18 protein-coding genes and 1 pseudogene are annotated in these 23,897 nt (G+C 59.8%); 8 read left to right on the plus strand and 11 right to left on the minus strand.

Features of this window, described 5'->3' with window-relative positions:
- Nucleotides 1-554: 554 nt before the first annotated feature.
- The 5 genes and pseudogenes from QRN07_RS15960 to QRN07_RS15980 form a co-directional block, all read right to left on the minus strand.
- A pseudogene (locus QRN07_RS15960) lies at nt 555-1,700 on the minus strand (IS3 family transposase).
- A 982-nt stretch (nt 1,701-2,682) separates the two neighbouring features.
- A complete protein-coding gene (locus tag QRN07_RS15965; RefSeq protein WP_285241545.1) occupies nt 2,683-4,875 on the minus strand; it encodes an alpha-galactosidase in 2,193 nt (730 codons plus the stop codon).
- Nucleotides 4,876-5,195: 320 nt separating this feature from the next.
- Nucleotides 5,196-6,539 (minus strand): ABC transporter substrate-binding protein, encoded by a 1,344-nt coding sequence (locus QRN07_RS15970; protein WP_285241546.1) that lies wholly within the window; start codon nt 6,537-6,539, stop codon nt 5,196-5,198.
- Nucleotides 6,540-6,614: 75 nt separating this feature from the next.
- Nucleotides 6,615-7,517, minus strand: a complete 903-nt coding sequence (locus tag QRN07_RS15975) for a carbohydrate ABC transporter permease (protein ID WP_285241547.1) — start codon at nt 7,515-7,517, stop codon at nt 6,615-6,617.
- Between the two features lie 12 nt (nt 7,518-7,529).
- On the minus strand, nt 7,530-8,432 hold the full coding sequence (locus QRN07_RS15980) for a carbohydrate ABC transporter permease (RefSeq protein ID WP_285241653.1): 903 nt from the start codon (nt 8,430-8,432) through the stop codon (nt 7,530-7,532).
- 196 nt (nt 8,433-8,628) lie between these two features.
- On the opposite strand from QRN07_RS15980, the gene QRN07_RS15985 reads away from it, so the two are divergent.
- The 3 genes from QRN07_RS15985 to QRN07_RS15995 are packed head-to-tail and all read left to right on the plus strand — an operon-like array spanning nt 8,629 to nt 11,218.
- Nucleotides 8,629-9,861 (plus strand): Gfo/Idh/MocA family protein, encoded by a 1,233-nt coding sequence (locus tag QRN07_RS15985; RefSeq protein WP_285241548.1) that lies wholly within the window; start codon nt 8,629-8,631, stop codon nt 9,859-9,861.
- A gap of 21 nt (nt 9,862-9,882) precedes the next feature.
- Complete coding sequence (locus tag QRN07_RS15990) at nt 9,883-10,938, plus strand: LacI family DNA-binding transcriptional regulator (RefSeq protein WP_285241654.1); 1,056 nt, start codon at nt 9,883-9,885, stop codon at nt 10,936-10,938.
- Between the two features lie 55 nt (nt 10,939-10,993).
- Nucleotides 10,994-11,218 (plus strand): hypothetical protein, encoded by a 225-nt coding sequence (locus QRN07_RS15995; protein WP_285241549.1) that lies wholly within the window; start codon nt 10,994-10,996, stop codon nt 11,216-11,218.
- 152 nt (nt 11,219-11,370) lie between these two features.
- Here the strand turns inward: QRN07_RS15995 and ahlD are convergent, their stop codons facing one another.
- Nucleotides 11,371-12,186 carry an N-acyl homoserine lactonase AhlD gene (ahlD, locus tag QRN07_RS16000; RefSeq protein WP_285241550.1) on the minus strand — a complete coding sequence of 272 codons (816 nt, stop codon included), beginning with the start codon at nt 12,184-12,186 and terminating at the stop codon, nt 11,371-11,373.
- A gap of 241 nt (nt 12,187-12,427) precedes the next feature.
- Here ahlD and QRN07_RS16005 point away from each other — a divergent pair, with 241 nt between their 5' ends.
- The 3 genes from QRN07_RS16005 (at nt 12,428) to QRN07_RS16015 (ending at nt 16,657) form a co-directional block, all read left to right on the plus strand.
- Nucleotides 12,428-13,684, plus strand: coding sequence for an ABC transporter substrate-binding protein (locus QRN07_RS16005; RefSeq protein WP_285241551.1), 1,257 nt, complete (start codon nt 12,428-12,430; stop codon nt 13,682-13,684).
- A gap of 126 nt (nt 13,685-13,810) precedes the next feature.
- Nucleotides 13,811-15,370, plus strand: coding sequence for an FAD-binding protein (locus tag QRN07_RS16010; RefSeq protein ID WP_285241552.1), 1,560 nt, complete (start codon nt 13,811-13,813; stop codon nt 15,368-15,370).
- A 123-nt stretch (nt 15,371-15,493) separates the two neighbouring features.
- Nucleotides 15,494-16,657 (plus strand): iron-containing alcohol dehydrogenase, encoded by a 1,164-nt coding sequence (locus tag QRN07_RS16015; RefSeq protein ID WP_285241553.1) that lies wholly within the window; start codon nt 15,494-15,496, stop codon nt 16,655-16,657.
- A 332-nt stretch (nt 16,658-16,989) separates the two neighbouring features.
- On the opposite strand, the gene QRN07_RS16020 is transcribed toward QRN07_RS16015, so the two are convergent.
- The 4 genes from QRN07_RS16020 to QRN07_RS16035 form a co-directional block, all read right to left on the minus strand.
- On the minus strand, nt 16,990-17,454 hold the full coding sequence (locus tag QRN07_RS16020) for a carboxymuconolactone decarboxylase family protein (RefSeq protein WP_285241554.1): 465 nt from the start codon (nt 17,452-17,454) through the stop codon (nt 16,990-16,992).
- A gap of 88 nt (nt 17,455-17,542) precedes the next feature.
- Complete coding sequence (locus QRN07_RS16025; RefSeq protein WP_285241555.1) at nt 17,543-18,562, minus strand: ABC transporter permease; 1,020 nt, start codon at nt 18,560-18,562, stop codon at nt 17,543-17,545.
- On the minus strand, nt 18,559-19,551 hold the full coding sequence (locus tag QRN07_RS16030; protein ID WP_285241556.1) for an ABC transporter permease: 993 nt from the start codon (nt 19,549-19,551) through the stop codon (nt 18,559-18,561). The genes QRN07_RS16025 and QRN07_RS16030 overlap by 4 nt, the downstream gene beginning before the upstream one ends.
- On the minus strand, nt 19,548-21,152 hold the full coding sequence (locus QRN07_RS16035; protein ID WP_285241557.1) for a sugar ABC transporter ATP-binding protein: 1,605 nt from the start codon (nt 21,150-21,152) through the stop codon (nt 19,548-19,550). The genes QRN07_RS16030 and QRN07_RS16035 overlap by 4 nt, the downstream gene beginning before the upstream one ends.
- A 301-nt stretch (nt 21,153-21,453) precedes the next feature.
- Between QRN07_RS16035 and QRN07_RS16040 the strand changes: the two genes are divergently transcribed.
- The gene (locus tag QRN07_RS16040; RefSeq protein WP_285241558.1) at nt 21,454-22,173 is read left to right on the plus strand and encodes a GntR family transcriptional regulator; all 720 of its coding nucleotides are present in this window, start codon (nt 21,454-21,456) and stop codon (nt 22,171-22,173) included.
- A gap of 101 nt (nt 22,174-22,274) precedes the next feature.
- On the opposite strand, the gene QRN07_RS16045 is transcribed toward QRN07_RS16040, so the two are convergent.
- Nucleotides 22,275-22,682 carry an ArsR/SmtB family transcription factor gene (locus QRN07_RS16045; protein WP_350224299.1) on the minus strand — a complete coding sequence of 136 codons (408 nt, stop codon included), beginning with the start codon at nt 22,680-22,682 and terminating at the stop codon, nt 22,275-22,277.
- Between the two features lie 102 nt (nt 22,683-22,784).
- Here QRN07_RS16045 and QRN07_RS16050 point away from each other — a divergent pair, with 102 nt between their 5' ends.
- Nucleotides 22,785-23,894 (plus strand): NADH:flavin oxidoreductase/NADH oxidase, encoded by a 1,110-nt coding sequence (locus QRN07_RS16050; RefSeq protein WP_285241559.1) that lies wholly within the window; start codon nt 22,785-22,787, stop codon nt 23,892-23,894.
- Nucleotides 23,895-23,897: the final 3 nt, after the last annotated feature.

Raw genomic sequence — 23,897 nt, forward strand, 5'->3', positions numbered from 1 at the left:
GCTGGGGGACGACGCAGCATGGAGCGCACATCGCGGCACAGACTGGCTGATGGGCAAAAAGGCATGTGGACAATGCCGCACCTTCCATTTCAAACTGCCTCATAGCGCCGCCGGACTGCCCCGGATTCCGAATGTTTCCGCCACGTCCCAGCCTTTTCAAGGCTAGAAATACCGTTCGAGCCCCACGTCGGGCACGGCATACCCCCTCGTCAGAGGAGGTTTTTGCTTTAAAGTGTTGACAATTGTTGACACGAGTCTCTGGTGTGAGGTCCGGCTTGTGCCTGGCCGCCGGTTGGCGTGTTCAGTTGTGGGGGAGCAGGTCCAAGGCGTCGGCTGGTGCGCCCTCCACTCGTTATGAACTGGGGCTATGCGTTCCTCCCTCTCTTGGCTCGTCGGGTAGGTCGTGTTTGGGCTACACCTCTTCATGTGTAGGGGGACTGATCGCAACATGACTTCGAGATCCTTCGTCAAAGTTCTTGGTTTTGGCTCGCGGTTGACGTCGTGAAGCCTCCATTGCCGATGGGGACTGCCCCGGCTTTTGTTGACTCGGGGTCTTAGGCCGCAGTGAGCGCGGTCCGGTTGATTGTTTCATATTCGATGGGCGTGAGTTTTCCTAGCCGTCTTTGCCGTCGCCGGCGGTGGTAGGTCCTTTCGATCCAAGTCGTGATGGCCAGCCGGAGGTCCTGCCTGGTGAGCCACCGCTGACGGTCCAGTACGTTCTTCTGCAGCAGCGAGAAGAACGATTCCATCGCGGCATTGTCCGCGCACGCCCCGACCCTGCCCATCGATCCGGTGAGCCCGTTGTGCCGGAGTGATTCGACGAATCGACGGGACCGGAACTGGGACCCTCGATCCGAGTGCACCACTGTCCCTGCCGGGCGGCGCGCCCGCACCGCGTTCTCCAAGGCGGCGACGGCAAGCGAGGACTTCATCCGCGAGTCCATCGAGTAGCCGACGATCCTTCCGGAGTAGACGTCCTTCACCGCGCAGAGGTAAAGCTTCCCCTCGGCAGTGGGGTGTTCGGTGATGTCCGTCAGCCACAGCTCGTTGGGGGCGGCGGCGGTGAAGTCCCGCTCCACCAGGTCGTCGTGGACCGGTGGCCCCGGCTTCCGGTTCAGGCCCCGCTTCTTCGAGAACACTGACCAGATGCCGTGGTCCCTGCACAGGCGCTGGACCCTGTTCTCACCCGCCTCGATGCCCTTCTCCGGGAGCTCATCGGCGATGAACCGGTACCCGAACGCAGGATCCTCGGCATGGATGTCCCGGGCGGCGTTGACGAGGTGCGCATCGATCCAGTCCCGTTCGGTCACCGGGCTGGCCCTCCACCGGTAATAGCCCTTGCTTGCTGAATCCCAACACCCTGCAGGTCACCGCCACGGGAACACCGTCGGCGGCAAGATCCGTGACCAGCGGGTAGATCATTTTGGGTTTATGTCCCTGGCCAGATAGGCCGCGGCCCGGCGCAGAATCTCGTTCTCCTGCTCCAACAGGCGGTTCCGCTTCTTCAGCTCCCGCATTTCGGCCGACTCCGTCGCCGCCGGGCCGGCCCCGGATTCCTTACGGTCGGCGATGGCAATCCAGCGCTTGAGCGTCGTGACCGAAAGCCCGAAATCCTTCGCTATCTGCGCCAGCGGCGCCTCGCCCTTGCGGGCCACATCAATAACATCCTGGCGGAACTCCGCCCCATAAGCCGTGGGCATGGTCAACATCCTTCCACGAGCACAAGCTCGCTAGGTCAAGGAGTCAACAAAACCGGGGGCAGTCCCGAGGAATCTGATGAAGGTTTCTTGCCCAATTCCGGTCCGCACTTGCGGTAGCCGACGTGTACGTGGTGCACAGACCGCCGTGCAATGCGTTTGCTTCGCCATGGGCGGCGATGCGACGAACGCCGTCTGGGGCAAAACGAAGTGTGGACAATGTCCACACTTTCCACCCCGGACTGTCTCTTACAGCCGCCGGACTGGCCCGGATTCCGCATGTTTCCGCCACTTCCCAGTGCTACCAAGGCTCGGAATCCCGTTCGAGTCCCACCTCGGGCACAGTATGACCCCTCGTCAGAGGGGTTGTTGCTTTAACGTGTCGACATGGCTTGTGGTTGCGTCCCTCTGACGCTGGCCGCGGGGTGTGCCTGGCGCCGCGGGTCGCCTGTTTGGTTGTGGGGGAGCGGGTTCATGGTCCTGGCTGGTGGCCCTCCGCTTGCTGTGAACTGGGGTTATGCGTTTCCTTTCTTCGTTGGTCAGTTAGGTCGTGGTTGGCCTACACCTCTTCATGGGTAGGAGGACTGAGCGCAACATGACCATAGGGATCCTTCGACAGACATTCTCGATATCGACTCGTTCCTAGGCTGAACACACGTGGCTGGCGGACGCTTTGTCAGGCCAAAGGGGGTGTGGACAGTGTCCACACTTAAATCATCTTTATTGTGACTGATCGCAGCCATTGCTTTGTCCCTCCTTCGCCCTACTTCTGTTCATGTCATGTGAGTTACCCAAACGACATGACGCGGATTCGGAAGCGCTCTGTATGTGCAGGGTCATTTCGAGGTGAGAACTCGGCAACGGTCGGCCGCGTGCTTCCGGGTGTAGTGAGGTTGTCCACGTCCTAGTTGACTCACGGGACTGCCCCGCCGATTCCACCTCCGCCAAGAGCGGTGGAAACGGCGGGGCCGCCCCTGTGCGCTGTTTACAGTGCGGTTACTTCGAGCAGCAGTGCGTGTTCCGGGTTGAGGGCGGGCATAGGTAACCCAACCTCGGCCAGGAACAGCCCGTTTGCAACCGCGCCTTCCGCTAGCCATGCTGGAGGCCGGACCTGGGTAAACGTATGCGAATAGTCCGCGTCACCAGAGGCCGGGAAGATGGCCTCCACGCGGTAGTCCCGGGTCAGCTCCAACCCCGGGACGGAGATCCGGCCTGGCTGTTCAGCGGCCGCCGTGCGTGCGCTGACCAAGGCGAAGAGCCCCGCCGTCGTGCCCTCGGCGGTGCCGCTGGGGGCCACTACGCCGTGAAGCATCAGCGACTCGTCCGGTACATCGGCGCGCACCATTCGTCCACTGTGGATAAGACCGCGGTGTTCCTTGTAGAGCCCGATGAAGCGTTTGAGCTCCTCCCGCTCAGCGCCAGTCACAGTGCGAACGTCCCATTCCATACCAAAGTGGCCGAACAGGGCCGTGATGGCCCGGAAGGACAGGTCGTGCGTGCGCGCGGTGGTGTGTGACGTGGTGGGTCCAATGTGCGCGCCAACCAACTCCGGTGGAACCACCATGCCGGTCCAGCGCTGGATGATCTGACGCTCCAGGGCGTCGTTGCAATCCGAGCCCCAAATGCGGTCTGCGCGTTCCAGGATTCCGAGGTCAACGCGGGCGCCACCTGAGGAGCAGCTCTCAATTTCGACGCCGGGATGGGCCTTGCGGAGTTCGTCGAACAGACGGTAAGCGGCGAGGGTCTGTTCGTGGACGGAGGAGCGTCCGGCATGACCATGTTCCAGCAGGTCGCGATTTTGGTCCCACTTGAGGTAGCTGACGTTGTTCTCACTCAGGAGGGCGTCAATGCGATCGTAAATGTACTGCCACGCATCCGGGTTGACGAGGTCGATGACGTGCTGCTGCCGCCATTCAAGTGGCAGATGGCCGCCGTCCTTGTAGCTCTGGACGGACGGGCCAACAATCCATTCGGGGTGCGCACGGACAATATCGGAATTGATGTTGACCATTTCCGGTTCCACCCAGAGGCCGAACTCCATGCCCCGGGACGTCACGGCATTGATCAGCGGCGTGAGGCCGTCGGGCCAGAGTGATTCGTCGACGTACCAGTCGCCCAGGCCGGCGCGGTCGTCACGGCGTCCGCGGAACCAGCCGTCGTCGAGCACAAAGCGTTCAACACCAAGCTCCGCAGCGGACTCGGCCAACTCCATTAATGTGGCCAGGTTATGGTCGAAGTAGACCGCTTCCCAAACATTTAGTACCACCGGGCGAGGCTTACCCGCCGGCAGACCGGTGGTAGCGGCCGGCAAGACGTGATGGGGCCGTGAACGGAACCAGCCATAGAACGCCTCAGTGATGCCGTCAAGGCCTCGGTCCGAGTACGCAGCAAAGAGCGCCGGAGTGGTGTAGCTCCCGCCCGGCGCTAGGACGATCTCGGCAGGTCCCAAGAGCTCCGAGCCGCCGATCATGGTGCGGCCGTCGCCGATGCTGTCCGCGAACTGCTCGTGGTTGCCACTCCAAGCTAAGTGCGTGGCCCAGACCTTGCCGTGTCGGTTGCCGAAGCCGGCGGTGCCTGCGGCGAAAAGGAGCGACGAATCGTGCCCTGTGCGGCCGTGCCGACCAGTGCGAACCCAGGTGCCCTGCTGGATTGGGCGCCGCTGTGGGTGCCGTTCCCTGCACCAGCGTCCGGTCAGGTCGAGGATTTCGACGGCGTCCTGCGCGACAGGCAGGACAGTCGCCAGCTCGTCGATCTGGTAAGGCGTGGTGCCGTCATTGGTGACAGTGTGACGCAACTCCAGCAGACCGCCGTCGTGCAGTGTAAGGGCGGAGGCGACAGTAAGTCCGGTATCGGGATCGGATTGAACAATCGAAGCGGACGTGCCGTCGGTGTCAGCGCGTACGACGCGGAGGCGGGGCGAGAAGTCAAGGCCGGAGACGCCGTCGGCGATGCGGTGGCCGCGGAGGGCGGGACGTCCCCGCCAGCCAGCTGAAGCCTGGGGCAGTAGTCCAGTGCGAACGGCGGCGTCGAGTGACGACGGCGGGATAGCCGCTGTGAGGATGGCTAGGTCCGGCAGGATGCCGCCGAGATCTGCGCCCCAGTGGATGACCTCGGCTTCTTGGTTGTCGAAGCTGATGACCAAGCTGGTGCCAGCGGATCGGAGGTGGAGGGGTTCCACGATGATGTCCTTTCATGAGGGTGAACTTAGGGCGTGATGCGAACGCAGTTGGGACAATTCCGTCCGTGCGACGTTGGGCAAGATGTCCGTTGTGCCATGGTTAACCGGCAATGTCGGCGCGGCCATGTTGAACCGCCTGCCGACGTCGAAGGCTACTTTCGTGCCTACAGGTTGATTTCGCATTCCACGGCGAATTCGTCGATCGCCGGGAGCTCTTCCGTGGTGAACTTCAGGTTGTTGATGGCGCCGCTAATGTCCCGCGTGGTCGTCAAGGAAGGAGGGACGGAGCCCAGAGGTTGCGCCCCTCCTTCGTCGGATGCTTACTTGAAGAGGGCGTTTACCTTTTCGTTGGTCTCGCTCAGGGTGCTTGCGTCCTTCTTGCCGGACACCACTGCGTCCATGGCGGGGCCCATGAGGCCCTCGACCTTCGCCGCGTTTTCGGTGATGGGGAAGAGGAATGTCGTTCCGTCCGTCACTTGCGTGGTGAAGGCGCTGACATCGGTGCCCTTGGCTTTGAAGGCTTCGGCAGCTTTCTCCGAAGAGGTTTTGATGGCGGGAAATACGACGGCCTTGGAGGCCACAACGTCCTGGCAGGCGCTGGAGGCCAGGTATTCCACCCACTTAACGGATGCGGCCGGGTTTTTGGTGCCGGCCCAGACGGAGTCCGCCAGACCGTTGAACATGCTGGCGCGCTTGCCGTCAGGTCCTTTGGGGGTGGGTGCGATTCCGGTTTCAATGCCCTTGTAGCTGGTGTACTGGCCGATCATCCAGGAACCTTGGGTGTTGACGGCTGCCTTGCCGGCGCCGAAGGCATCAGAAACGCTGGCGCCAACGGTGGTTTCAAGCTTGGGCATGTAGCCCTTGTCCGCGAGGCCGGCCCACCACTTGATGGTGTCCTGGAATCGGGGGTCGTCATAGTTGAATTTGGTGCCCCACGGGTTCTTGTCCGTGTGGGTCCACCCGGTGGTGCCGGTGAGGAAGCTCCACTGGGTCTGGCCCTGGCCGGTACCTGAGCTCTCCAGGCCGAGCCCGTAAGTGGCTACGTTGTTCTTGTCGAACCCTGCTTCGTCTCCGCGCTTGCCGTTCTTGTCCAGGGTCAGGTGTGCGATGGCCTTTTCGTAGCTGCCACCGTCCTTGGGGTTCCAATCGAGGTTGGCCATTTGTTCCGGGGTGATCCCGGCTGCGTCTGTCATGGCTTTGTTGTAGAACATGGCTACGGTGTCCCAGTCCTTGGGTAGCCCGTAGCGTTTGCCGTCCTGGCCCACCCATAGGTCAGCGAGACCCTCATTGTAGACGTCCAGTTTAATGCCGTCCTTCTTGACGGCGTCGTCGAGGGCCAGGAGTTGCTTCTTGTCGGCAAACTCGGGGTACTTGGACAGGTGGTTGGCGAAGACGTCCGGGGCGTTTCCGGCCACAAAGCCGTTAGTCAGCGTGGTCCAGTAGTCCCCGTATCCGCGCTGGGTGATTTTGACTTTGATGTCCGGGTTGATTTTGGTGAAGTCCGACGCGCATTGCTGGTAAGCGGGGAGCTGATTGGCATCCCACAGCCAGTAGTTGATGTCGCCCTTGGCCTCACCTGCGGTGGTGGAGGACCCGCCGCTGCACGCGGCGAGGGAGATGGCGATGGCTGCGGCGGCAGTGACGGCACCAAGAGTTCTTTTCATGATGGACCTTTCGAAGAGGGCATGAGGATGCCCGGAGCGGTAGGGGAGTGAGGTTATGCGGTTGGGCCCAGCGGGCTATTTGATGCCGGAGAATCCGATGGAGTTGACTACCTTCTTGCCGAAGGCGAGGAACAGGATGAGGATGGGCACTGCCGCAACGATGGTGGCCGCCATGAGGCCGGACCAGTCCGGGGCGCCTTGGGGGGATTGTGATTTGAAGACGCTGAGTCCCACGGTGAGGACGCGGATGCTCTCATCGTTGCCCACCAGCAGGGGCCAGAAGTATTCGTTCCACTGACCGATGAAGGTCAGCAGCGCCAGGGTCGCGATGGGGGCGGCGGCGTTGGGAAGCACAATCTGGAAGAAGATGCGCAGGTGTTTGGCGCCGTCGAGCATTGCCGCTTCTTCAACTTCGCGGGACATGCTGAGGAAGAACTGGCGGAGGAAGAAGATGGCGAAGGCCGACATGAAGAGGAACGGCAGTGTCATGCCGGCGAACGTATTCAACAGCCCGAGGTTCTTGATCATGAGGAAGTTGGGCAGTGCTGTGAAGATTCCGGGGATCATCATCGTGGCCAGGAACACCGAGAAGACCTTCTCGCGTCCCGGCCAGCGCAGGCGGGCGAAGGCGTAGGCGGCAAGAGCGCTGAAAAAGACCTGCGCTGCGGTTGTCACGGTTGAGAAGAGTATCGAGTTGCGCAAGTACAGCCAGAAGTCGATCGCTGCACCGGAGCCTCCATCGGCGATGGCCTCCTCCGTGGTCTGCATTCCAAAGACACGCTTGAAGGCGCCCCAGGAGAAGTCTGCAGGTAAGAGGCTCCCGGAGTTGGACGCCAAGGAGTGGTTGCTGGACAGTGCGGTGCGCAGCATCCAGAGGAACGGGAAAATGGTGATGACAAGCGCGACGACGATGGCAATCCAAGCGCCGATACGGCGCCAATTGAGTGCCTTGCGGACCCTAAATGTTTGAGTAGTCATGGCTGAGTTTCCTTAGTCCAGATCTGATTCGTTGCCCTTGAGGAACTTCATCTGGAGGAAGGCCACAAGTGCGAGAATCACGAAGAGAATGACGGACAGGGCGGAGGCATAGCCGAAGTCCGATTCGCCGAAGGCTTTTTGGTAGATGTACATCTGGATGACGCGGGTGGCATTGACCGGACCGCCGCCGGTGGTAACCGCGACGGTGTCGAAGACCTGGAATGATCCGATCACGGTGACCACAAGGACCAGTGCCAAGACCGGGCGCAAGAGTGGCATGGTGATGCTCCAAAAGGTCCTGGAGGGGGAGGCTCCATCCAGGGAGGCCACCTCGTAGACATGGTGGGGGATGGCCTGGAGCCCGGCGAAGATGAGCAGCGCGGTGTAGCCCATGTGCCGCCAGACGTTGACGAAGGCGATGGTGGGAATGGCCCATTGTTCGCTGCCGAAGAAGGCGACGCGGGGGAGACCCATCCAGCTGATGATTTCGTTGACGATGCCGATTTGATAGTCGAGCATCCAGAACCAGAGGAGGGCGACAATGACGTTGGCCACCAGGAACGGCAGCAACAGCGCCCCTCGGATGAAGGTGGATTTGGCCACCCGGTGCATCAGTAGGGCCAAGCCCAAGGCGATCACGGTCTGAAAGACAATGTTGAGGGCGACGTACTGGAGGGTGACGCCCATGGCGTTCCAAAAGAGTTCATCCTTGAAGATCGCGGTGTAGTTGTCCACCCCGACCCATGTGGGCTCACCCAGGATGCTGTATTCCGTGAAGCTGAGGTAGATGCCGCGGATGGTGGGGACGAGTGAAAAGGCAACGAGGCCGATCATCGCCGGAAGTATAAACAGCAGTGCGACCTTTGTGTCAGGTAGTTTGACCTTGCGGTGGCCCGGACTTGAATGCTGCGGCATCTTCGGCGGTGCGGTGGGTGGGTGTTTGCTGATGGTGGTCATCTTCGATCCCTCTCCTGTGAGGCAGGCAACAATTGTCGGCCACTCTACGCGCGTAGTTTCGAATATGGCAATAGTCTGACGGTAATGATGCGTTCTCAGCTGACTCTTTTTGGCAATATTGACGCGCGTAGATTTTTTGTCCATACTTCTTCTCATGACTTCTTCAATTGGAATCGTTGGCGCCGGACAGTTCTCTGGCGTCTTTGCCAAGCTCTTCGCCGCCCACCCCGGAATCTCAGAGATCTACTTCACCGACCTCGTCGCCGAGCGTGCGGAGGCCCAAAGCCTCAGCGCAGGTGCGGCAGGGACGTTCGACAGCTTCGAGTCAATGCTTGAAAGCGATGTCGACGCCGTGGCAATCTTCACCCAGCGCTGGACGCACGGGCCCCTGGTGGTCCAAGCGCTGCGGGCAGGCAAGCATGTCTATTCCGCCGTGCCGATGGCCATCTCCGAAGCGGAGATCGCAGAAATCATCGACGCGGTCCGGGACACCGGGCTGACATACATGATGGGTGAGACCAGCTACTACAACCCCGCAACCGTTTTTGCCCGCAACAAGAACGCCGAGGGCGCCTTCGGGCGGATCTTCTACGCCGAAGGCGACTACGTCCACGACATGGACCTCGGCTTCTACGACGCGTACCAGTACAGTGGCGGAGAAAACTGGAAGACCACAGCCAGCTACCCGCCCATGCTCTACCCGACCCACTCCGTGGGCGGAGTGCTCGGAGCAACCGGCGGTCACGCCGTTAGTGTCAGCTGCGTCGGGGTCCGGGACGAGCGCGGAGATGGCGTCTTTAACCGCGAGGTAAGCATGTTTGGCAACGACTTCTCCAACGCCAGCGCCTTGTTCGAACTCGACGGCGGCGGGTCCATGCGCATCAACGAGTTCCGCAGGGTGGGGTACCCGTCCCACCTGCGCGAGAGCCGCTTCCGCTACTTCGGTACAGAGGCAAGCATGGAACAGCTCGCCCTGGTCAGCGTCTGGCAGGACAAGAATGAAGTAACCGACATCAGTGACCAGCTCAAGACCCAGGCCACCATGGACCTCGATGACCCCATGCTGGCCGACGTGTCGCCCGCACTTCGCGATGCCTTTATCTCCGGCATGGCGCCCGTGCACGACGCCGAACGGCTGCCAGCAGAGTTCCGCGGCATGCCCAATGGACACGAGGGCAGCCACCACTTCCTCGTTGATGACTTCGTCACAGCCATCAATACGGGCACTCTCCCTCCGGTCAACGCTTGGGAAGCGGCCCGTTACACGTTGCCCGGCATCGTGGCCCACCAATCGGCCCTGCGCGGCGGTGAACGCCTGCCCGTGCCCGACTTCGGCGAAGCCCCCGCAGGGCTGCCCAACCCGGTACTTCGCGAAACCGCCAAGTGAAAGACAGCTAGCATGGTTGCCATGCCGCACCCGACTTCACAGGCCAAGCCCATCACGCGCGACGACGTCGCCAGAATGGCGGGGGTCAGCAGCGCCGTGGTCAGTTATGTAGTCAACGGTGGGCCCAGAGCAGTCTCGCCTGCGAATACAGCGAAGGTGCGGCAGGCGATCAGGGCACTGGGCTATCGGCCCAATGCGGCAGCCAGAGCACTCGCTTTGGGGTCCAGCGAGATGCTCGCCATGATCGTTCCCGATGCCATGAATCCGTTTTTCGCCATGCTCGCCCGCGCCGTTGAGAACGCTGCGGCCGAGCGTGGCTATACCCTCCTATTGGCGGATTCGCAGGCTTCATTGCGAACAGAGCGCCGACTGATAAAGAACTTCGCAGCACGAAGAGTGGATGGCCTGTTTCTGTGGAGTGAACTGTTGGAGCCCGATTTGATTGACCTCGAATTGGCCGACATTCCCGTCGTCCTCCTGAACCACGGCACCGACCTTGCGACGGCAGGCGATCCCGCCAGCATGAAACACACTGCGGAGGGGCACGGTGCCAGCTCCGTCGGTGTGGCCTTCCAGGATGGAGCGCGCATGGCGGTAGAGCATCTCATCGGTCATGGCCATGAACGCATTGGGCTTGTCATGGGTACTAACGCCGGCGGTGATCGGGACACGCGCGAGGCTGGTTGGCGCCAAGGTATCGAGAACGCCGGCCTCATCCCCGGCCCTGTCCTTCGGGTTCCGTTTACGCGGGAGGGTGGTTACTATGCCGGCCAGGAGCTGCTTGCCCGAATCGAGCGTCCCACCGCAGTCTTTGTCAGCTCCGACCAGCAGGCTGTTGCACTATTGTGCGCCCTCCACGAGGGCGGCGTTCGTGTACCAGAGGACATGGCGGTCTTTTCCTTCGACGGCTCACCCGAATCTGAATACACATGGCCCCGGCTCAGCACGGTCGCCCAGCCAGTTGCGGATATGGCCCGAGCCGCGCTGGACGCCCTGCTGGAACCTCCCGCAGAGGAAGTTCAGACAAAGGTCTTCCCCGCTGAACTGATCCTGCGCGCCTCCTGCGGCTGTCACTGAGAAGTCATCCGGCTCAAGTACAAGGGAAGCCTCGTCCTGGTTGTCAGGGTTCACCATGCTTTGGAACGCTCTTCATGGCGGCATTGATGTCGTCTCCAACTCTGAGGGGTTGGCCGGCAAAGATACCCTCGTGCGCCAACACCGGCCGATTATCTCCAGCAAGTTCGGCGTAGTGATCTTCGAGTTTTTCCCGTTTCTCAATGCTTCGTTGCCATGCGCGGACAGTGTCCGGGTCTCCGCCGTTGACCTGTTGCCAGCTGCGTGGGCGGTCCTCTTTTGATGGCCCGGGATCGACTCGGCCACTGAGGCCTACGCGTGGAGGTTTCCTCTTCGCGTCAGACGAACATGAAGGGCAATTCGGGTCGTCGGCAAACATCGATGTGAGGCCAGCCTCGAAATCATGTCCATTGGCGCATCGGAAGTCATAAAGAATCACTGGTAGTGACCTTGGTGCGCCCACCGTATCTGGCTCGTCTGCTCGGATTCGTGCCCGAAAATCATCTCGGCGTTCGTCCGCTCTTGGATTCGCCGGAGCTTCTCGACCGACTCAAGCCAGAGAAGGTTATTCCAGACGACGGCGGCGCCTACCGCCGGTGGGCCGAAAGAGTCCCGCAAGTAGACTGCGTCGGAGGTGAAGATTTTCGTCCCGTCTTCCGGGAGATCGACCTGAAGAGACATGGTTCCCCACGTGTGTCCAGGAGTGTCTATGACGGAAACCCCAGGAACAATCTCGGTATCTCCCTCGATGGCATCGATCTTCAAGCCTTCGAAGTCCGCCTTCAGGTGCCCACCAAGGTGCGAGCCCATGATTTCCTGAACTCCCTCCAGTTCCTTACGATTGGCGACAATCTTGGTCTTGCCGTTGTCGAAAAGTCGAGCGTTGCCCGCGTGGTCAAGATGCAGGTGGGAAAGAATGAGTAGGTCTATGTCGGCGGGCTCGAGACCCACTTGGGCAAGAGAAGAGTCCAGGAATCCGGATTCACTCGATGATTCAGTCTTGACTGGGAAGTAATTATCCATGCCGCTCTCTTGCCAGCGGGAACTCCAGTCCCGGGGGACGCCCGTGTCCCAGAGAATTCGACCCTCGGGATGCTCAATCAAGACTGCATGGGTTGGGATTTCGCCCCACTCACGCTCCTTGTTGTTGCGGTCCGCAATGATCCGTCCCGGCTTCAACAGGAGCCAGGCCATGTCTGCTTCCATGACCCCGGTCTCAAGTACACGGACCTTCAGCTGATCTTTTTCCATGCCACTCCATTCCCTAGCTTCAAGGCGTATAGCGATCGATCGACATACTGTCAGACGATCGGCCAATCCTCAAGATCCCGGCAGGCGTCCGAACGCTATTGCGCGTGACTGGCCTCACTCCTATACTCATGGAACAGCTCGTTATGATTGTCATACATTCGTTCTTCATACAAACGAGTTGGCGCGTATCCGTCGCCGGCTGACGTGTAGTGGTTGTCAGCCAACATCTAAGGAGTTCAGAATGGTCAAAGAAGACCACGATTGTGTTTCTCCTCCCAACAGAGGGAAGAAACTGGCCATGCGTACGGGAGCGGCTTTTGCCCTGGCATCGGTCTTGGCGCTCACTGCCTGTGGCGGCGGTAATGACTTCGGTCCGGCAGGTGGTTCGGGGGCTGCAACGTCTTCCGAGTCTGCATTGTCATCCCTTCCAGCTGATGCGCAGACCGCCTATGAGAATGCTGACGCGTTGATCGGAACAACGCCCTACGGTGAGGGGTGGCAACCCAAGGGGCCGGCACCATGGACTATCGGCTATACGAGTCCGTACGCAGGAAATTCCTGGCAGACGACGGCCATGGACCACCTGATGAACGATGTGGTTCCGCGGTACCAGAAGGCTGGCTTGATTAAAGAGGTGATTGTTGCCCAGTCAGGTGGCGACGACACGGTGCAGAACCAGCAGATCCGGCAACTCGTTGACCAAGGCGTCGACATTTTGATCGCTTGCTGCTCAGCAAAAACAGCCCTCAACCAGTCAATTGAATACGCCCACGAAAAAGGTGTTCCTTTCGTTGCCTGGAGTGGGCACGTGGATTCGCCTTACGCCGTCAGTGCCGTGACCAACTACCGTCAGGCTGGGAGCGTGTTTGCTAAGTCAGTCTTCGACAAGATCGGCGGCAAGGGCAACGTCTTGGACGTCCAGGGTGTGCCGGGAGCCACCAATGCCATCGATTTTGAGGCCGGAGTTCAGGATGCGCTCAAGGAATACCCTGACATCAAACTTGTGGGATCCGTCAACGGCATGTGGTCTGCGCCTGTGACGAAGACCGAGGTGCAGAAGTTTCTGGCTACCCACCCGGGCCAGCTGGATGGCATTGTCGCGCAGCCTGCCTCTGCTACGGGCGCCTTGCAAGCGCTTCAGCAGTCTGGCCGGCCTGTGGTACCGATCAATATCGGTGGAGAAACGGGCGCTGCATGCTATTGGGTGAATCATCCGGAATTCGCGGACACCGGCTACAACATTTGGCCGCCCAAGGGTGAAATGGAACTCGGCATCGAGACGGCGGTACGCATCCTTCAGCAGCAGGGGCCCAAGATTCAGTCCATAGTGCTGAGCGTGTCTCCCATAAGTTACGACGAAGCCAAGGAGGCGCTTGGATCGAACTGTGACCCTAATGCCGATGGCTGGTTGGAACCCAAGGGTGGCTGGCTTACAGGTACCAAGCTTGATGCCTTCTTCGAGAAGCCAAGTGATCCCTTTACCTGGAAGAAGCCGTAGAAGCCGGGCGTACTCCGCTTCGGAGATAGCTGATCACCGGAAGCTCTAGTTACTAAGAGAAACAAACTCAAGAAGCTGTCAGATGCGCTGACAGACATCAAAGATGATGGATGGAGAACACAAGAAATGTCTGAGTATGATCTGGTCGTAATTGGTAGCGGTTTTGCCGGGGCCTCCGCGGCTCTGAGCTACTGCGAAAAGGCAGCCGACGAAGGTCGGTCCGGCCGGGTAGCGCTGGTCGAAGTCGGAGCAGAAGACGAACGTTCCGGAGGGTCCCGCTGGACCATGGCTTGGCTTCGCGTCTACGAAGACGGCAGGCTCGACGAATCCTGGAAGGACCGAGTGCAGGAAACTTCCAAGGGGCTGGCTGACTTGGAATACTGCCTGGCACTCGAGCGCGAAGTCCCCGGGACCATCAAGTACCTGGAAGCCCATGGGGTGGAGCTGTACCAGCACTGGGAAAAGGATGTGGCTCTTGAATACGAAACAGACAAGAGCATCAAATGGCCGGTCGGAGGCGGTCTTCAAATCGTCAACAACCTCCTCGCGCATTTCAAGAAGTTTGATAATTCCGAGATCCTCTACGAAACGGAAGCCGTAAAGCTCAGCATCTCAGACGAAGGGCGTGTCAACGGGGTGGTGGTCCGAGGTAAGGACGGGCTCCTTCGAACGCTGAGCTCGAAGGCCGTCGTGATTGCATCGGGCGGGTTCGAAGGCAACCCCGAAATGTTGACGCAGTACCTTGGCAACAACGCCGTCGACATTAAGCCAATCGTTCCAGGGCTGCACCGCAACAAGGGTGCCGGTATCCGCATGGCCATGGACATTGGGGCCGACACAGCTGGACAGTTCGACATGTTCCACTCGGAGGTAGTCGACTCGCGGACCAGTCGCCCGGACTCAGTCATTTGGGGCCACAACTATGGAATCTGTGTCAATCAACAGGGCAAGCGTTTCTTCGACGAGGGCGAAGACTACCTGTTTGCCCACTTCGAACTGCTGGCATACGAAGTCTGGAAAAACCAGAACCAGAAGGCCTACTTCATCACCGATAAGCCGGTCATGGAACGCATGCGTCCAGGCTGGGTCTACGAGACTACCGATATGGAGCCCGAGGAGGGCGCGACCCTGGCTGAACTGGCAAGCAAGCTGGGTCTCAGCCCGGAAGCACTCGAAGCCACCGTTCAGGAATTCAACGCGGCAACCCCGGGTGGACCATTCCAACCCGAAATCCTTGACGGGTTGAGCACCGAAGGTCTCGTCCCGCCAAAGTCCAACTGGGCGAATCGGATCGAATCCGGGCCATATTACGGATACCCCCTTGAGGCGAGGATCACGTTCACCTTTGGTGGGCTCAAAACAGATACCGAGGCGAGGGTCATCTCCGGCGGGGGAGTGCCGATCCCAGGCCTCTACGCAGCGGGCGAAATTACGGGATTGTTCTACCACGAGTACCCGCCGGCGACGTCGTCAATTCGCTCCATGACCTTTGGTCGAGTAGCAGGGGCGAACGCTGTGAGCTACCTGAACGAGCTGGAATCAGGCGACGCTTCCGTTTCGGGACCGGCAACTCCACCGGCCAGCCGTGCTGCTGAGGCGGCAGACAGCCAAGGCTCGGCCATCCCGGCAGTGCCGGAGTCCGAAGCTGCATCGAAGGCGGCTGAGGCAGCCGGAAGCAGGCGGTAGCTGATGCAGGTGAGAGGCCTGCCGCGGGGTTACCTCGCCAAGTCCCCATGCTGGGTCAAAACTAGATAACAGGAGCTGGCGCGCCTCGGGAACGGGGCGTGCCAATCCCTATTGGAGGAAAGAATGAGTCAACCACGTGTCTTCGACATGCCGCGTATCGAACGAGTCATCGAGGGCGGTGGTGCTATCCAGCAAATTCCCGCTGAACTGGAGCGGCGAGGACTTAAACGTGCCCTTCTCATAGCAGGCAAGTCCATCAGCGCCACCCAACAATTCGATGATCTCGTCAGTGCGCTGGGAGCCAGTGCCGTAGCGGTTTACAGCAGGGTCGAGGCCCATAACCCAGTCAAGCGACTAGCTGAGCTTGTGCAGATTGCTCAGAGCGCACATGCCGACGTCGTGATAGGCATAGGCGGAGGCTCCGCTGTTGACGCAGCAAAACTCACCGCCTTGGGAGTGGGGGAGGGTATTCATTCGGAGCAGGACTTCCTGCGCTACAGCATTTCCCACGGGCTGCCGGAGCTGCAAGGTATCCCGCTTCCTGTCATCGCCGTGCCTACGACCTTATCGGCGGCAGAGTGGAATGGCGTTGCCGCCTTTGTCGACGACACGACCAACACCAAGGAACTGACCAGGTACCTCGCCCTTACACCCAGGATTGTTGTGCTGGATCCGGAGCTGTGTGCCCTAACTCCCAGGAAATTGTGGATCACAACCGGTGTCAGGGCCATCGACCATGCGGTCGAAATTGCTTATGCAACGAATGCGCACCCGTTCACCACCGCGCTGTGCACTGCGGCTCTCCGCACCCTGGCCGAGGATCTGCCCCTGACGGCGTCTGACCCTCATGACTACGAAGCGGCTCTGCGCTGCCAGCAGGCGGCCTGGATGTCACTGGTCGGAGTTCACAACGTACCAGTTGGGTTATCCCATGCCATAGGCCACCAGTTGGGTGCGGCCGGCGTTCCTCACGGCGTAACGTCCTGCATCACGCTGCCTCACGTTATGCGGTTCTACGCTGAAGCGACCGCAAGCCAACAGGCCACAATGGCCACCGCGATGGCAGCGGCAAGAGGAGCAACGAACGCGATGTCGGCTCCTGAGGAGCTGGAGCTACTCTTCGACAAGCTGGGAGTACCGCGCCAAATCCGTGAATTTGGTCTGAGCCCGGAGGCGTTGGAAAACGTTGTTCGCGCGACGATGGGCGAGGCGGAAGCCGTCATTCGTCAAGCACCGCGACCGGTATCAGCCGATGATGTAAGGGAGCTCTTACAGAAGGCCTATTAGCGAGCAGCGTATAAAGCTGAGAACACGTGGTTCTCCTTCGTGCATCGCAATAGATGCCCAGGCTCGCAATCAGCAGTCCCGTCGGTCGTCGCGACACCCAAATAATTGGGGCCGTGGCGACCGACCTCTTTAACGTTGACAGGACGTTGCGTCAGCCGGCATACGGCCAGACTGTCCGTTGGTTAGCCGGTTGCTTTGGCACGGTCCGCCGCAGCGCCAATCGACTTGGGGCCTCATTGGGAATCGCGCAAGGGCACGCAAAAGCCCGGTGGAGTTCCCAGCCGGGCTTGAGCGTACTTTCGGTCGATGGCGATCACGACATTGTTCGGGCCCTATATGGTCTTGATCTCTTCGGCGTCAGCATCGGCGCCTGTGACTTCGTCGACGTTGGCGGAGCGGGTAACTTCATTGAGCGTTTCCTGGACGACGCGCATCGCTGCGAGTCCCGCAGGCGCACCGCAATAGGCGGTGGCCTGGACGATTGACTCTACGATCTCGCTCGGTTTTAAGCCGTTCCTCAGGCCACCCCGGACGTGGACAGAAAGTTCATGGTGCTGGTTGAGCGCGACCAACATGCCGATATTGAGGAGGCTTCGGCTTCGACGGTCAAGGCCGGGTCGCGTCCACACGGCACCCCATACTGTTTCGGTGATGTGGGTCTGAAGGGCTTCACTTTCGGTTCCGGCTGTGCGCTCGAGGGAACCGCTGACGTATGAATCTCCGAGAACCTCCCGGCGTACCTTGATTCCGTCATTCCATAGTTCGCTGTGTTCGTCTGCTTCATACTGGTTAGTCATTTCGGTCCTTCATGTCTTCAGTCGATCCCGGGGAACGGCGCCACTGCCGGAGTTCCCCGGGGCAGAAAGTTGAGTTGGATGTCGGGCGTTAGATCTGCTGTCTGATGTGGGGATTGCGCGCGTAGAAGCCGACGAGGGGCACGATCAGTAGGCCGAGTACAAATTGTTGCGCGTTGTTGTTCAGGCCGTAGCCCACCAACAGCGAGGTCAAGGCGATCAGGACGAGCACGCCGACGAGAGTGCTGCCATATCCGCCCCTGCCGCCAAGCAAGGAGGTTCCGCCCACGGCAACTGCGGCCACGGTGAGGAACAGGTAGGGATCGCCCACACGCACGAACGCTCCACCAGTGAAGCCGAGCAGGAGTATTCCTGTGGCTCCTGAGAAGAGGCCGCTAAGCGCGTAGACAGTGACCCACCTGCGCGGTTCCGAGATGAGCATGAGCCGCGCGGCTGAGCGGTTTCCACCTAAGGCGTAGGTGCTCCGACCAAACCACGTTGAACGCATGATGAAGATCAGGGCAGCGGCGAGAACAAGCCAAATGAGGATGACTGGAGGTACAGGGAGACCCAGCGTTTCCCCGCTCAGCGAGGAAATGTTGGCGAGCCAGTCGGGTACTACACCGCTCGTGCCCCCGGCATTCGATGCGCCTGCGCTGGTGAGAACCTGCGTTGCCCCCACCGTGGCGAATCCAACACCCAGTGTCACGATGAGAGCTTGATTCTGGAGATGGAGACTTATGAGGCCGTTTATCGTGCCGACGACGATGCCGAGAACAAGAGTTATCACGATCGCCATGCCTGCCGGCACGCCAGAGCTGATCATGTAGAGGGTCCCGATGTTGGCCGAACCGATCAAGTAGGGAATGGAGAGGTCAAGCCCGCCGAGCAACGCGCAGAGAGTCTGCCCAACCGATGCCAGGCCAAGGAACGCGCCGAGTAGCAGCATGGAGCGAACATTCGAGCCAGAGAGGAAACCTTGTACTGTGGCGGCTCCGACGGCAAGTAATGCCGCCAGCATGATGAGCCCGAGGATGACGTTCTTTTGCCCCGAAGCCTTGGACAGCAGCGGTACTCGGATGGTGCGTTGCTGCGCTTTGACGGTTGTCATGATGCCTTTACCTCCTGGCGCTTGCGCCACAGTGATGGGATTATCACGCTGATCAGAAGTGCTGCGACCAGGATGAGGCCGTACGAGAGCTGCACAACGAATGAAGCCAATGACCCCAGCGAGAACGTGGTCAGAGTGAATGAGATAAGGGTGACGGCGATGGCCCCGGGAATGGAGCCCAATACGCCGCCTCGGCCACCCGCAAGGCTGATGCCTCCAAGCACTAAGGCCGTGATCGCTGCGAGTGTGTAGGTGCCTCCTTGGGTGGGGTTTCCCGATGCTATTTGACCGGTGTAGGCCAGGCCGCCCGCACCAATCAGCAACCCGGAAATACCGTGGGCGACGACGCGGATCATTGTTACGGGTACTCCGCTGACGAACGCGGTGCGCTGGTTCGACCCGACGAGCCTTAGGTTCGTGAACAGTTGGGTCCTGGTGAATGCCCACCAACCCAATATTGCCGTGATCAGAACTATCGTCATGGGGGCGAGTATCGACCTGCCGGATCCCCATTCAGCGAGCCATCTCGGAGCTTGTCCGCCCGGTTGTGCAAGGATGACCAGGTTGATCCCGGACAGTGCCAGGAATGCACTCAGAGTCACGATCACAGGTTCGATGCGAGCGACCGTAATGACGATGGCTTGGATGATTTGTATCAAGACTCCAATGCCAAGTGCCCATGCGATGACAGCAACGGGTGACCCTATCTGCTGGTCGAAGAGGACTTTGACAAGGGTGACATTGACGAAGATCATCAGCGGACCTGCGGACAGATCGACGCCACTGCCCACCAGGGCCGTGACGGTAATTCCCATCACCACAAGGACCAGAGGTACGGCCGAGACGAGCAGCCCTCCGATTCCGCTGGCGGTGAAGAGGTAAGGCGCGCGAACTGCGCACACGATGAGAAGGACGGCAAGCAAACCCCACGCGGCGAATGCGTAGGCAGATTTGCTGGTGAACCTGCCGAATCGGCTTTGTTGTTTCATTGCTGCTCCACCAGTGCTTTCTCGACGTCGAAGTCTGCTTCAAGGTGCCCGAACATTCCGGCAAGAACGCGGTCGGACGTGATGTTGTCACCGGTCACCCAACCAAGGAGTGCGCCGTCGCGGAAAACAGCCACACGGTCGCAGAGCCCGATGAGTTCATCAATCTCAGTAGAGAGATAAATGATTCCGGCGCCTTCCAGGGCGAGATGTTCCAACTGGGCATACAGTTCACGCTTTGTGCTGATGTCGACTCCCCTTGCGGGATCGTTGAGGGCAACAACCTGCGGATCTTGAGCCAGTTCCCGACCGATGAGGACCTTTTGCTGATTACCGCCGCTGAGGGAGGTGATGGGATTCGACGGTGCGCCTGCCCGTAGCTTCAAGGTTTTGGACATGGCATCAAAGCGGGCGGAGATGGCAGTCCTGTCGATGACGCCGGCACGGCGGTGATGACGGTATAACGGCATTCCAAAATTCTCGATAATGCTGAGATTTGGGAAAATTCCTTCCTTGCGTCGATCGCCTGAAATGTAGGAGACTCTGGCTGCTATGGCCTCTGCCAGGTTGCTGATGGGGTGCTCCGCACCGGTCCTGGCAATGGCGGTAACTTCGCCGCTGATTGGCTGGCGAACGCCGGTGAGGGTTTGGAGGAACTCGGCCTGACCTTGGCCGTCCAGCCCGGCAAAGCCGACGATCTCGCCACTGTGCAGCACAAAGTCCGAAGGACGTGCTCCCTGCGTTGCCACGAGGCCGGCGGCTTGAAGGACGATATCTGCTGTTCCGCCTTTGGAGAGCCTGCGGGATTGAGGTGCCAGGCCGCTCCGCTCTTTGACGCCGGTCATGAGTTCAATGAGGCGGGTTTCGGTGATCTCGCTGCCTCTGAGGATCCCGACGTCGATTCCGTCGCGCAGAACCGTTGCACTGTCGGCGAAAGTCGTGAGCTCAGCGATACGGTGAGTAACAATCACGACGCAGACACCTTCGGAACGGAGCCGCTCCATTTGGGCGTAAAGCCGTGCGGCCCCCGATAAGTCGAGCGCCGCGGTGGACTCATCGAAGATGACTACTCTTGGGGAACGGACAAGGGCGCGCGCAATGGTGACCCATTGCCGGTCTGCCAGACTCAGGGTTTCCACCAATGCCGAGGCGTCGACGGAATGGCCCATAAGCTGCTCCAGTACATCGGTTGCACGTCGGTGCTGCTCGCTCCTGGACATGCGGGAGCGCCATACGCCCTGCGATCCGATGAAAACATTGTCCGAAATACTGGCGCCTTCTGCGACGAGAACTTCCTGGAATACGGTCGCGACGCCTGTCTTGAGTGCTTCGGCGGGACTCGACACGTGGTGACCATGGATGTCCACGGATCCCTCGTCTGGGAGAACGATGCCGGACATGATTTTTGCCAGCGTGCTTTTCCCGCTGCCGTTCTCACCGACAATCGCGTGGATTTCCCCAGCACGCGCGGAGAAGCTTGCTCCTCGCAGGGCCTGTGTCTCCCCGAAGGACTTCTTCACCTCCTGGATTGCTACTGCTGTCTCGTGATTCTCGGCCACGATTGCTCTCGGGGCCGAATCGAGGTTCAGGTCTTCATTGACCATTACTTTGTCCTTACGGTCGGTATCTGCTCCATCCCCTCCTCGGGAAGGAGTACAGATCACACCAGAAACTGTCAAGTACGATTGTCCCAATGCATTTTTGTCATACAAAACAGCTCTTTGCTTGAGTATAAGAGCGGGATGTCGTTAGGGCAATAGACTCTTTGGGGCGCGAGAGGCCTGATCCAGGAGAATGAAATGCAAGGACGTGTCGGACAATCCGATCGCCAGTCATTATGGCCGCTCCGGCCATGCTCGTAGTACCCTAAGTCAAGGCATATTCACGACGGGAGGGGAGGCTGCCATGGAGTCACCACTGGGTTTGAGGCTGCAGCGCGACGACATGTCGCTGCGGAAACTGGCCGAAAACACGCTGCGGGACGCTATCTTGTACGGCGCCTTCACGCCCGGGCAAAAGCTGATCGAACGGGACCTCTGTGACAGGCTCGGTGTTAGCCGTACTCTCCTGAGAGAGGCGCTGAAGCAATTGGAGGCCGAAGGGCTGATAACCAACGTGGTCCACAAGGGCCCGTCAGTGGCGGTGATCACAGAAGAAGATGCCCGTGAAATTTATGAGGCCCGGGGGCTCATCGAAGGGCACCTCGCATACTGCTTCACGCTCAAGGCATCGGACGCCGAAATCGACAAGCTTGCCGCCTCTGTTCGAACACTCCATGAGTCGGACATTGCTGCCAACCAAATAAACGTACTCCAGGCGAAGAACGGGTTCTACGAAGTTCTCTTCGCCGGGTCCGGAAACCATGTGCTCGCCCAGATGCTCCAGCAGTTGAACAATCGCGTAACCATGCTGCGTAGGATGACGCTGTCTTCTCCAGGTCGATTTGACCAGACGGTGGCTGAGTTGGACGAGATCGTTCAGGCGATCCGCGGCCGAGATGCCGATGAAGCCAGCAGGCTGTGCCGTGCCCACGTGAAGAACGCCGGTGATATTGCGCTTGCCAGTTTCACCACTACGGATGCCGAAGGTGCGCCCAGCGGGCACTCGGCCGTGGGGGCAAGTTAGTTCTTTCCTGGCACTGTCAGTTCCCGCTTCGCTGCAGTCGGGGAGTAGGGGCCGGCCTTTTCAGTCGCGCACATCAACACCCGAATGACCCATCCGGAATGTCAATCCCCGGTGCGTTCCGTCGTCGTTGACGCGCCCGCCGACGACAGCAGTACCGCATCCAGCAGTCCCGGGAATCTCGCCTGGAGGTCTTCGTTGCGTAGTTTGCTGATACGGGATGTTCCCCGGTAGTGCTGTCGAATGACGCCCGCCTCCCGAAGTACGCGGAAGTGGTGCGTCGACGTGGATTTGCTCACGGGCAGCTCAAATGCGATGCATGCCATGTCATCGTGCCCCATGGCCAGATCTCCGACAATTTTCAGGCGGATGGGATCCGATAGCGCGTGCAGAACTGCCTCGAGTCGAATCTCTTCAGACTCGGGGTGATCCAATAGGCGCGCCTCGGATGTAGCTACGGCAGAGCGCATGGTGTCCCTTTCGTCGGTCATCATCAAAGGTACGACACTCATCGTAGTTTGACAATATGCATACTACGAGGCTTATCGTACTTAGGTTGGCTTGCGAACAACGCTGGCCGTCGTCCTCCACACAGAACCAAGAAGGAGATTTCCTTGAGTAGCCTTTTCGCTCCCCTTAAGCTGCGGGATCTAACAATTCCGAACCGGGTTTGGATGTCCCCGATGTGCATGTACTCGGCCGCTGCCAATGGCCCGGAAACGGGCGTCCCCACGGATTTCCATTTGACCCACTTGGCCAGTCGTGCGGCAGGCGGTGCCGGCCTGGTCATGGTCGAAGCCACCGGTGTCCGGCCGGACGGGCGCATCAGCCAGTGGGATCTGGGGCTGTGGAATGACGAGCAAGAAGAGTCTTTTGGCCGTGTAGCAGCAGCAATCCGGTCTTATGGTTCAGTGCCCGCTATCCAACTGGCCCACGCGGGGCGAAAGGCGTCCGTTGACAAGCCTTGGATTTCTGACGGCTACTTGGACGAACGCGACGGCGGCTGGACTGCTGTGGGCCCCAGCCAGGAAGCCTTCCAGGGACTGTCTCTGCCAACGGAGCTGTCCGTCGCCGAAATCAAGCAGCTCGTCACCGACTTCGCCGAATCTGCAAAGCGGGCCCTCAAAGCGGGCTTTGAGGTTGTCGAGGTTCACGGTGCGCATGGATACCTGATCCACTCATTCTTATCTCCGGCGTCCAACAAGCGCACGGATGCCTACGGTGGAAGCTTCGAAAACAGGATGCGTTTTGCGCTCGAGGTAGTGGACGCCGTCAGGACAGTTTGGCCCCAGGACCTCCCGGTCTTCTTCCGTACCTCAGCCACCGACTGGCTAAGCGAGAACGACGACGATCCCCGCGAGGGTTGGACCGCAGACGACACCGTCCGTCTGGCCAAAGAACTACAGGCGCACGGGGTCGACTTCCTTGACGTTTCCACCGGAGGCATCGTTCGGGACGCCAAGATTCCTGCCCGCCCCAACTATCAAGTTCCCTTTGCGGGGCAAGCGCGCGACCAAGCTGGAATTGCTACCGGTGCTGTGGGACTTATCACCGACGCCCACCAGGCTGAGGACATACTGAAAACCGGACAAGCAGATGCCGTATTCCTTGGCCGCGAGCTGCTCCGCAACCCGTACTGGCCGCAGCAGGCTGCCAGTGAGCTCGGCATCGAACCCCAATGGCCCGAACAATATGGCTACGCCGTACAACGTCGCAAGAAGTAGGAA

Origin of the sequence: Pseudarthrobacter sp. MEB009 (assembly GCF_030208875.1) — a bacterium.
Taxonomy (GTDB): domain Bacteria; phylum Actinomycetota; class Actinomycetes; order Actinomycetales; family Micrococcaceae; genus Arthrobacter.